1 protein-coding gene is annotated in these 12,040 nt (G+C 70.7%); it reads right to left on the reverse strand.

From position 1 onward, the window contains the following. Window positions 1-12,040: amino acid adenylation domain-containing protein (locus ACWD6R_RS37655; protein WP_451822864.1), on the reverse strand; the 12,040-nt coding region annotated here is incomplete at both ends.

Raw genomic sequence — 12,040 nt, forward strand, 5'->3', positions numbered from 1 at the left:
GCCCGCCGCAGCCTCACCAAACAAATCCGCCGCCACCGTCACCACACCACGCAACCCCGCCGGCCGACCCCCACCATCAAGCTGCTCAACCACCACGACATCGAGATCGAACTTGGCGGGCATCGGCACCGAGCCCTCCACGGAGGAGGACGAGGAGGAAGAGGAAGAGGAAGAGGCTCCACCGCCGGTACGCAGCCCGGGCAGTTCGAGCGAAGCGCGCTCCATGTTCTGCAGGGTCAGGGTGACCTGGAACAGCGGATGGCGAGCCATCGACCGCTCAGGAGCGAGCTCTTCCACCAGTCGTTCGAACGGTACGTCCTGATGCGCGAACGCGCCCAGACTCGCCTCACGCACCCGCCCCAGCACCTGCCGGAACTCCGGATCACCCGACAGATCCGTCCGGATCACCAAACTGTTGAGGAAGAACCCGATGAGATCGTCCAGTGCCTCATCGCTGCGGCCCGCGATCGGCGAGCCGATCGGGATGTCGGTACCGGCCCCGAGCCGCGACAGCGTCACCGCCAGCGCGGCCTGCAACACCATGAACACCGTCACACCCTCGGCCCGCGCCAACTCCGCCAGCCTCTGGTGCACTTCCGCCGGCACACGGAACCCCGCGGCGTGACCGCGATGGCTGGCCACCGCAGGACGCGGCCGCTCCACCGGCAGCGCCAGCTCCTCCGGAACCCCCGCCAACGCCCGCCGCCAGTACTCCATCTGCGTCGACAGTCGGCTGTCCGGGTCCGACTCGTCACCCAGCAACTCCCGCTGCCACAGCGTGTAATCGGCGTACTGCACCGGCAACGGCTCCCAATCCGGAGCTCGGTCCTGAAGCCGCGCCGCGTACGCCGTCGACACGTCCCGGGCCAGCGGGCCACGTGACCATCCGTCGCTGGCGATGTGATGGATGACCACCAACAGCACCTGCTCGTCCGGCCCGGCCTCGAACAGCCATGCCCGGACCGGCACTTCGGCCGACAGGTCGAAGGCGTACCGCGACGCCTCCCGTACGGCCTCAGGCAGTTCGCCGGACGTCACCTGAGTGACCTGGAGAGCCCAGTCCAACTCGTGCGGATTGAGGATTTGCTGGTAAGGCTCACCGTCCACGGCCGGGAAGACCGTCCGCAGCGACTCATGCCGTTCTACGACATCCCGGAGCGCCGCACCCAGAGCTCTGGTGTCCACTCCACTCAGCCGGATCGGCACGGGGATGTTGTACGTCGAACTCGGCCCCTCCAACTGGGCCAGGAACCACAGCCGCCGCTGCGCGAACGACAACGGCACCCGTTCCGGACGCTCAACCGCCGCCCGCAACGGCGGACGCGCCTGCCCCGTCCCCTCTTCGGCCAGCCGTGCCGCCAGCCCCGCCACTGTCGGAGCGTCGAACAACGCCCGGACCTCGACCTCCACACCCAGCACCATACGAATCCGCGACACCAAACGCACCGCCAGCAGCGAATGACCACCCAGCTCGAAGAAGCTGTCGTCAACCCCCATCGACTCGACGCCGAGGACCTCGGCGAACGCCGCGCACAGAATCTCTTCCTGAATCGTGGCCGGACCACGGGCCACTCCTGTGACGTACTCCGGTGCGGGCAGCGCCTTGCGGTCGAGTTTGCCGTTGGCGGTCAGGGGCAGTTCCGGCAGCACCACGACGGCGGCCGGGACTATGTACTCCGGCAACCGCCGTGCCACGAAGTCCCGCAGAGGACCCGTATCGGTATCCGGGTCGCCATCGGCGGGCACCACGTAGGCGATCAGCCGCCGGTCGCCGGGTGTGTCCTCGCGGGCGATCACCACGGCCTGGGTTACGTCCGGGTGGGCACCCAATACGGTCTCGATCTCGCCGGGTTCGATCCGGAACCCGCGGACCTTGACCTGCTCATCCGCACGCCCGGCGAACACCAACTGACCGTCCGGCGCCCACTTCACCAAGTCCCCGGTGCGATACATCCGCTCGCCGCCGGAGCTGGACCCGTACGGGCAGGCCACGAACCGCTCACCGGTCAACGACGGCCGCCCGACATACCCGCGGGCCAACCCGGCGCCCGCGACGTACAACTCCCCCGCCGCACCCACCGGCACCGGGTTCAGCGTGTCATCCAGGACAAAGAACCGGGTATTGGCAATCGGAGACCCGATCGCCACCACACCACCCGAGACCAGCTCCGAAGTCGCCACCCCGACCGTGGTCTCGGTCGGCCCGTAGTGGTTGAACACCCGCCGCCCACCAGCAGCACCCAGCACCTCCCCGACCCAGGCCGCCGGGGCAGCTTCACCGCCCAGCACCAGCGAACGCGCGGGCAGCAACGGCTCCACGCCCACCGCGGCCGTCAACGCCGCCAGATGCGACGGCACCACCTTCAACGCGTCGATCCGGTGCTCCGACACATACGCCGCCACCGCCGCCGGATCAGTGACCGCGTCCGCGTCCAGCACATGCAACTGCCCACCGGTGGCAAGGCTGACGAACACCACCGTGTTGCCCAGGTCGGTCACCTGCGCCTGCAACAGCGCGTACCGCGCACCGGCACCGGTCCAGCCCAGCCGGCCCGACACCGACGTCACATAGTTGGCCAACGACCCATGCGTGACCCCCACACCCTTCGGCACACCCGACGAACCCGACGTAAAGATCACATACGCCAGATCAGACGCGCCCAGGACACCCTCCAGCGCCGAATCGGCCTGGCGGTCCACAAGCATCCGGGTCATCGGGTCATCAAGGGCGATCATCCGCACCCGTCCGACCGGCAGGTCGTCCAAGGCGTCACCCGTACCCAGGACCAGCCCCGCCCGACTGTCGGCCAGCATCAACGCCACCCGCTCAACCGGAAGCGCGGCGTCGATCGGCAGATACGCCGCCCCCGCCTTCCACACCGCCAAAATCGCGGTCACCATCTCCACACCACGCGGCAGGCACAACGCCACCACCGACTCCGCGCCCACACCCAGATCGAGCAGGTAGCGCGCCAGCCGGTTCGCCGCCGCGTCCAACTCCCGGTACGAGACCTCAGCACCCTCTCCGACCATCGCCACCGCGTCCGGAACAGCAACCACCTGCCGCTCGAACAACTCCACCACCGACGAGCCCACAGACTCCGCCGCCGTGTCGTTCCATCCGTACAGGACGCGGTCCCGCTCGTCGGCGTCGAGCACGTCCACCGCGTGGAGGGCGATGTCGGGCTCAGCCGTCACCAGGTCGAGCACCCGGGCGAACCACCCCGAGAACCTGGCCGCCGCCGCCTCGTCGAAGAGGTCCGCCGCCACCGTCACCGCCCCGCGCAGGCCGGCCGGGCGTCCTTCGGCGTCGTGCACCTCCCCGACGGACATGTAGACGTCGAACTTCGCCGAGGCCATGGCGCTCCCGTCCAGCCCCGGAGTTCGGCCACCGGTACGGACGCCGGGCAGTTCCAAAGCCGAGCGTTCGGTGTTCTGCATGGTGAGGACGACCTGGGCCAGCGGGTGCCGCGCCATCGACCGGGACGGAGCCAGCTCCTCCACGAGCCGCTCGAACGGCACGTCCTGATGCGCGAACGCGCCCAGGCTCGCCTCACGCACCCGCCCCAGCACCTGCCGGAACTCCGGGTCGCCCGACAGATCCGTCCGGATCACCAACGTGTTCAGGAAGAACCCGACCAAGTCGTCCAGCGCCTCGTCCGTACGGCCCGCTACCGGCGAACCGATCGGGATGTCGGTACCGGCCCCGAGCCGCGACAGCATGACCGCCAGCGCGGCCTGCAACACCATGAACGCCGTGACGCCCTCGGTCTGGGTCAGGTCCATCAAGCGCTGGTGGACCTCAGCCGACACACGGAACCCCGCCGCATAGCCGCGATGGCTGGCCACCGCAGGACGGGGCCGGTCCACCGGCAGCGCCAGCTCCTCCGGGACCCCGGCGAGCGCCTGCCGCCAGTACTTCACCTGCGCCGACAGCAGACTGCCCGGGTCCGACTCGTCGCCCAGCAACTCCCGCTGCCAGAGCGCGTAGTCCGCGTACTGCACCGGGAGGGGCACCCACACCGGGGCCTCGCCGCGCAGCCGCGCCTGATAGGCCGTCGAGAGGTCGCGTCCCAGCGGTCCCATGGACCAGCCGTCGCCGGCGACGTGGTGCATCACGACCACCAGGACCTGCTCGTCAGGACCGGCCTCGAACAGCCACGCCCGGATCGGAAGCTCCATCGACAGGTCGAACGCGTACCGCGAGGCGCCCACTACGGCATCGGCCAGTGCACCGGACTCCACCTGCGCGACCTGGAGTTCCCAGTCCAGGTCGCGCATCTCCCGGATCTGCTGGTACGGCTCGCCGTCCACGGCCGGGAAGACCGTCCGCAACGACTCATGCCGTTCGACGACATCCCGGAGCGCCGCACCCAGCGCCACGGCGTCCACGCCGCTCAGCCGGATCGGCACGGGGACGTTGTACGCGGGGTTCGGCCCCTCCAGCTGAGCCAGGAACCACAGCCGCCTCTGGGCGAACGACAACGGCACCCGCTCGGGACGGACTCCGGCCCGCAGCGGCGGGCGGGCGCGCTCCGTGCCCTCCTCGTTCTCCTCGCTGTCCTCGGCCAGGCGGGCCGCCAGCCCGGCCACGGTCGGGGCCTCGAACAGGGTCTGGACCTCGACCTCCACGCCGAGCGTGGCCCGGATCCGCGACACCAGCCGTACCGCCAGCAGCGAGTGGCCGCCCAAGTCGAAGAAGCTGTCGTCCACCCCCACCAAGTCCAGGCCCAGCATGTCGGCGAACGCCGCGCACAGCGCCTCCTCCTGTGCGGTGGCCGGGCCACGGCCCGTACCCGTGGCGTATTCGGGCACCGGCAGTGCCTTACGGTCCAGCTTGCCGTTCACCGTCATCGGCAATTCCGACAGCTGCATCATCGCGGCCGGGACCATGTAGTCCGGCAACCGCGACGCCACGAACTCCCGCAGACCGTCGAGGTCGAGACCGTCATCGCTCTCGGCGGGGACGACGTACGCCACCAGCCGCTTGTCCCCCGGCGTGTCCTCCCGAGCCACCACCGCGACCTGAGCCACCTCAGGACGAGCCGACAGAACCGCCTCGATCTCACCGGGCTCGATCCGGAACCCGCGGACCTTGACCTGCTCATCCGCACGCCCGAGGAACAGCAACTGCCCCTCCGGCGTCCACCGCGCCAAGTCCCCGGTCCGATACATCCGCTCGCCGCCGGACCCGTACGGGCACGCCACGAACCGCTCACCGGTCAAGGACGGGCGCCCGACGTACCCGCGCGCCACCCCGGCGCCGGCGACGTACAACTCCCCTGCCACCCCTACCGGCACCGGGCTGAGCCCGCCGTCCAGCACGTACACACGCGCATTGGCGATCGGCGTACCGATCGACGGCACATCACCAGCCGCCAGCGGCACCGACATCGACGCACACACCGTGATCTCCGTCGGACCGTACGCATTGATCAGACGACGACCCGGCGCCCACCGCCCCACCAAGCCCGCGTCCAACGCCTCACCCGCCGACACCAGCGTCGTCACCGAGTCCAAGTCATCGGCACCCAGGGCCCCCAGGACCGCAGGCGGCAGCGTCGCGTGCGTCACGCCGTGCCGCGCCACGACCTCCGCGAGCCCGCTGCCCGGAATCAGTTCGTCCGCGGCGGCCACCACCAGGGAGGCACCGGCGCCCAGGGCCTCCAGCGCTTCCCACGTCGCCGCGTCGAAGCCGATCGAGGCGAACTGCAGCACCCGGGAGTCGGGCCGCAGCGCGAGCCGATGGATCTGCGCGGTCGCCAGGTTCGCCGTACCGCCGTGGGTGAGCGCGACGCCCTTCGGCGTACCGGTCGACCCCGACGTATAGATGACATAGGCCAGTCCGGACGGTTCGGCCGCGAAGTCGGGCGCAGTCTCGGAGCATGCCTCGATCCGGTCCCGCACCCGCTGGTCGTCCAGCCGTACCGTGGTGACACCGCCCAGGGTGTCGGCCGGTGTGTCCGCCAGGGCGTCGGCCAGGGCGGCCGTCGCCGAGCCGCCGGTCAGGACGACCGACGCGGCGCTGTCAGCGATCATGAAGGCGATGCGCTCCGCCGGAAGCCGGGCCTCGATCGGCAGATAGGCCGCCCCCGCCTTCCACACGCCCAGCAGGGCGGTCATGAGCTCGGCGCCGCGCGGCAGGCACATGCCCACCACCGACTCCGAGCCCACGCCCAGACCGCGCAGGTAGTGCGCGAGGCGGTTGGCCGACGCGTCCAGCTCCCGATACGACAGCTCGACGCCGTCGCCGACCACGGCCACCGCGTCCGGAGCCGTGGCGACTCGCCGGGCGAACAGTTCCATGATGGTCGAGCCGGCGGGCTCGACCGCCGAGTCGTTCCACCGGCTGAGCAGCAGATCGCGCTCGTCGGCGTCGAGGAGGTCCACGGCGCCCAGCCGGAGCTCGGGCGCCGCGGTCACCAGCTCCAGCACCCGGATCCACCGCTTGGCGACGGCCTCGACCGTACCCGCGTCGAACAGGTCCACCGAGCCGGTCAACGACCCGCGCAGTCCCGCCGGGCGGCCGTTCTCGTCGTACGCCTCTCCGACCATCACATCGATGTCGCACTTGACCGAGGCGGCCAGGGCGGCCTCGACGCCCGTGACCACTCCGGCCCGCACGCCGGGCATCTCCAGTGCCGCCCGCTCGACGTTCTGCAAGGTGAGGACCACCTGGAACAGCGGATGCCGGGACATCGACCGCTCGGGAGCGAGCTCTTCCACCAGCCGCTCGAACGGTACGTCCTGATGCGCGAACGCGCCCAGACTCGCCTCACGCACCCGCCCCAGCACCTGCCGGAACTCCGGATCACCCGAAAGATCCGTCCGGATCACCAAGCTGTTGAGGAAGAACCCGACGAGATCGTCCAGCGCCTCGTCGGTACGGGAGGCCACACCCGAGCCGATCGGGATGTCGGTACCGGCCCCGAGCCGCGACAGCGTCACCGCCAGCGCGGCCTGCAACACCATGAACACCGTCGCGCCCTCGGCGCGCGCCAGAGCCACCACCCGCTGGTGCACCTCGGCGGGTACCCCCAGCGGAACTCGGTGCCCCACATGGCTCGCCACGGCGGTACGCGACCGGTCCGCCGGCAGCGCCAGTTCCTCCGGGACTCCGGCGAGCGCCTGCCGCCAGTAGTCGACCTGGGCCGACAGGGGGCTCTCCGGGTCGGACTCGTCACCGAGTACTTCTCGCTGCCAGAGGGTGTAGTCGGCGTACTGCACCGGCAGCGGCTGCCAGTCCGGGGCCTCGCCCCGCTGCCGCGCCGCGTATGCCGCGGACAGATCGCGTCCCAGCGGGCCCATCGACCACCCGTCGCTCGCGATGTGGTGCATCACCAGCACGAGCACCGGCTCGTCCTGCCCGGTGTCGAACAGCCAGGCCCGGATGGGCAGTTCGGCGGAGAGATCGAAGGCGTACCGGGACGCCTGTCCCACGGCGCCGGCGAGGTCTTCGGGCGCGACCTCGCTGATCTCCAGCGCCCAGTCGAGCTCCTGCGGGTCGAGGACCTGCTGGTACGGCTCGCCGTCCATGGCCGGGAAGACCGTCCGCAGTGACTCGTGGCGGACGATCACGTCCCGGAGCGCCGCACCCAGAGCGCCGGTGTCCACCCCGGTCAGCCGGATCGGCACGGAGATGTTGTACGTCGAGCTGGGTCCTTCGAGCTGGCCCAGGAACCACAGCCGCCGCTGCGAGAACGACAACGGCACCCGCTCCGGACGCTCAGCCGCCGCCCGCAGCGGCGTACGGACCTGGTCCGGGCCCAGCTCCGCCAAGCGGGCCGCGAGACCGGCCACGGTCGGCGCCTCGAAGAGTGCGCGGACCTCGACCGCGACGCCCAGCACCGCTCGGATCCGCGAGATCAGCCGGACCGCCAGGAGGGAATGCCCGCCGAGCCGGAAGAAGTTGTCGTCCACTCCCACCGCATCCACGCCGAGTACGTCGGCGAAGACCGCGCAGAGGATCTCCTCCTGGACCGTGGCCGGGCTTCGTCCGTCGCCCGCGGTGTACTCCGGCGCGGGCAGGGCCCTGCGGTCCAGCTTCCCGTTGAGGGTCAGCGGCAACTCGGTCAGGGCGACGAACGCCGCCGGGACCATGTACGCGGGCAACCGCGACGCTACGAGGGCGCGTACGCCGTCAAGGTCGATGCCGTCGTCGCTGTCGGCGGGGACCACGTAGGCCACCAGCCGCCGGTCGCCTACCGTGTCCTCGCGAGCCACGACGACGGCCCGCGCCACCTCGGGATGAGCCGAGAGAACCGCCTCGATCTCACCGGGCTCGATCCGGAAGCCGCGGACCTTCACCTGCTCATCCGCCCGCCCGGCGAACAGCAACTGCCCGTCCGAGGTCCACTTCACCAAGTCCCCGGTGCGGTACATCCGCTCGCCGCCGGACCCGTACGGGCACGCCACGAACCGCTCACCGGTCAAGGACTGGCGCCCGACATACCCGCGCGCCACGCCGGCGCCGGCGACGTACAACTCACCGGCCACGCCTACCGGAACAGGCGCGAGCGTGTCGTCCAGGACATACACCCGGGCGTTGGCGATCGGCGTGCCGATCGACGGCTCGTCACCGGCGGACAGCGGCGCCGACATCGACGCGCACACCGTGATCTCCGTCGGGCCGTAGGCGTTGATCAGGCGGCGACCCGGCGCCCACCGCCCCACCAAGCCCGCATCCAGCGCCTCACCCGCCGACACCAGCGTCCGTACCGACGCCAGATCCCGAACCTCCAAAACGGCGAGGACCGCCGGCGGCAACGTCACATGCGTCACCCCATGGCGCGCCAGCAGTTCGACCAGCCCACCGCCCGGCGTCAACTCGTCGGCCGGGGCGACGACCAGCGCGGCACCGGAGCACAAGGCCATCAGCAACTCGGAGGTGGCCGCGTCGAAGGCGATCGACGCGAACTGCAGCACACGCGAGTCGCCTTCCACCGCGAACCGCTCGATCTGAGCGGCCGCCAGGTTCAGCGCACCGCGATGGGAGACCGCCACGCCCTTCGGCGTCCCGGTCGACCCCGACGTGTAGATCACGTACGCCAGCCCGGCCGGATCCGCCGCCACGTCAGGCGCGGTGTCCGGGCAGCCGTCAAGCAGCGTGGACGTCGCCGGGGCGTCGAGGACGACCAGCGGCACCCCGTCGACGGGCAGACCGTCCAGGCTGTCCTGGCTCCCCAGCATCAACCGCGCCCCGCTGTCGGCCAGCAGGAAGCCAGTCCGCTCAGCCGGGTTCCGCACATCGATCGGCAGGTACGCCGCTCCGGCCTTCAGGACCCCCAGCACGGCGGTGATCATCTGCGTACCGCGTGGCAGGCAGAGCCCGACCACCGTTTCCGGCCCCACTCCCCGGCCGCGCAGGAAGTGCGCCAACCGGTTCGCCTCGGCGTCCAGTTCCCGATACGTCAGCACGGTCTCGTCGGCGATCAGCGCCGGGGCGCCGGGGGTGGCAGCCACCTGGCGCTCGAACACCTCGGTGATGGTCGAGTCCGGCGCGTCGGCCGCGGTGTCGTTCCAGCCGATGACCACCCGCTGGAGTTCCTGCTGGTCGAGCACGTCCACGGCGTGCAGGGCGAGGTCCGGACCACCGCGCAACGTCTCGGCGAGCGCGCTGAGCGTACTCTCCGCCGCCGTGCACAGCAGTCTGCCGACGGCCTGCGGATCGAGTGCGTCCACGGCCTGCACGCTCAGGCTCAGACCGCCCGCGCCCAGGTCGTTGACCGATACGGCGACCGGGTAGTTGGTCCGCTCCTGGGCGAAGACCGTCTGGCCGCCGTCGACCGGCCGCGGCCGGTCCCGCTCGGCCCCGGCCTCGGTCTCGGCTTCGGCTTCGGCTTCGGCTTCGGCTTCGGCTTCGGCTTCGGCTTCGGCTTCGGCCGAGGTGTCGTTGTTGCCGGTGATGAACCGGTAGTTGAAGAGGGAGGTGAACAGGGGTGTGTTGTCCGCGATTCCGCTGGTCTGCTGAGCCAGGGCCAGGGGGGCGTGCTCGTGTTCCAGCAGCGCCGCGAGCTGGGCTCGCATGAGTTCGACGGCGGCCCGGACGCCTACGCTGCCGGTCCGGACGCGTACCGGAAGGGTGTTGATGAACGGGCCCAGCACCCGGTCGGCGCCTTCACCGGCGTTCATCCGCCCGAACAGCACCGTCCCGAACACGACATCGTCGCGACCCGACAGCGCGGCCAGCACCCGAGCCCACGCCACATGCAGCACGGTCGCCGTGCTGACGCCCAGTTGCCGCGCGACGTCCCGCAGACCGTCAACGACTTCGTCCGGGACGGGCACGGTCTCCGTGACCACGTCACTGCCGTCGCCGCGTACGTCGAGCAGTCCGTACGGGGCGGTCGGTTCGGTCACATCGCCCAGCAGCTCGGCGAAGAACCGCTCGTGCTCGGCCCGGGGGATCAGCCTCGTCTGTGCCACGAAGTTCCTGAACGGCAAAGCCGGGGCCAGCTGGTCGGCCTGCCCGGCGAGTACCGCGCGCAGTTCTTGCAGCAGGACGTCCATGCCGAGGTGGTCCTGGACCATGTGGTGCATCCGCACCAGCCCCAGGCACCGGCCCTCCGGCAGCTCGGCCACGTGCAGGTCCATCAGCGGGGCGCGGCCCAGGTCCATCACCGAGCCGACGGCCTCCACCAGGGCGTCCACCACGCGTGCGGGCTCAGCGGGATCGACGTCGAGGACGTGTTCGGCGACCGCCAGCTCGGCGTGGCGCCAGACCACCTGGGCCGGCTCCCGCAGTCCTTCCCACACCACCGCCGTACGGTAGATGTCGTGCCGGTCCAGGACCTGCTGGAGAGCCCGCGCGAACGTCTCCAACCGGGCCCGCGAGTCGAACTCCACCACGCGTACGGTCACGTAGGCGTCGGCGCTTCCCTCCGCCATGAGGTGGTGGAAGAGCATGCCTTCCTGCAACGGCGCCAGCGGATAGACGTCCGCGATGTTGGCCGCGCCGCCTTCGACGGTGGCGGCTATCCGGTCGATCTCGTCCTGGGACAGCTCCACCAGCGGCAACATCTCCGGCGTGATCTCCTGCGCGCCGGCCGGGATCAGATTCTCCGGCACCTGCACCGCCGCGACTCCCGCCGCACCCGCCAGCCCGGCGGGGGTGGGCGCTTCGAACAACGCCCGCACCGAGACCGATACGCCGCGGGCCCGCAGCCGCTCCACGAGCGACACCGCGAGCAGCGAATGCCCGCCCAGCCGGAAGAAGTTGTCGTCCACCCCCACCGACTCCAGACCGAGAACCTCTGCGAACACCGCGCAGAGGATCTCCTCACGCACCGAAGCCGGGGCCCGGCCCGCACTCGTGGCGTACTCCGGCGCGGGCAGGGCCCTGCGGTCGAGTTTGCCGTTGGCGGTCAGCGGCAACTCGGCGAGCGTGACGAACGCTGCCGGGACCATGTACTCGGGGAGCCGCCTCGCTACGAACTCCGGCAGGGCGTCAAGGTCGGCGGTGTCGTCAGCGGGTACGACATACGCCACCAGGCGCTTGTCCCCCGGGACGTCCTCGCGAGCCACGACCGCGGCCTGGGCCACCTGCGGGTGCGTCAGCAGGACCGTCTCGATCTCGCCCGGCTCGATCCGGAACCCACGGACCTTGACCTGCTCATCCGCCCGCCCGGCGAACACCAGCTGTCCGTCCGGCGCCCACCGCACCAAGTCACCAGTGCGGTACATCCGCTCACCCGAGCCCGACCCGGAGCCGTACGGGCACGCCACGAACCGCTCACCCGTCAGACCGGGACGGCCCACGTACCCGCGGGCCAGACCGGCGCCTGCGACATACAGCTCCCCGGCCACACCCACCGGCACCGGCTCAAGGACGTCGTCCAGCACGTAAAGGCGGGTGTTGGCGATCGGCCGGCCGAACGGCACCGGACCCGCCCTGCCCGCATCCACGACCCCGGCCGCCACCATCACAGCGGCTTCCGTAGGCCCGTAGGTGTTCACCAGCCGCCGACCCGACGACCACGTACGCGCCAACGGCTCGCTGATCGCCTCGGCACCCACCAGCAGGGTCTCCACCCGCGCCAGA

This window comes from Streptomyces sp. NPDC005151 (assembly GCF_053599875.1).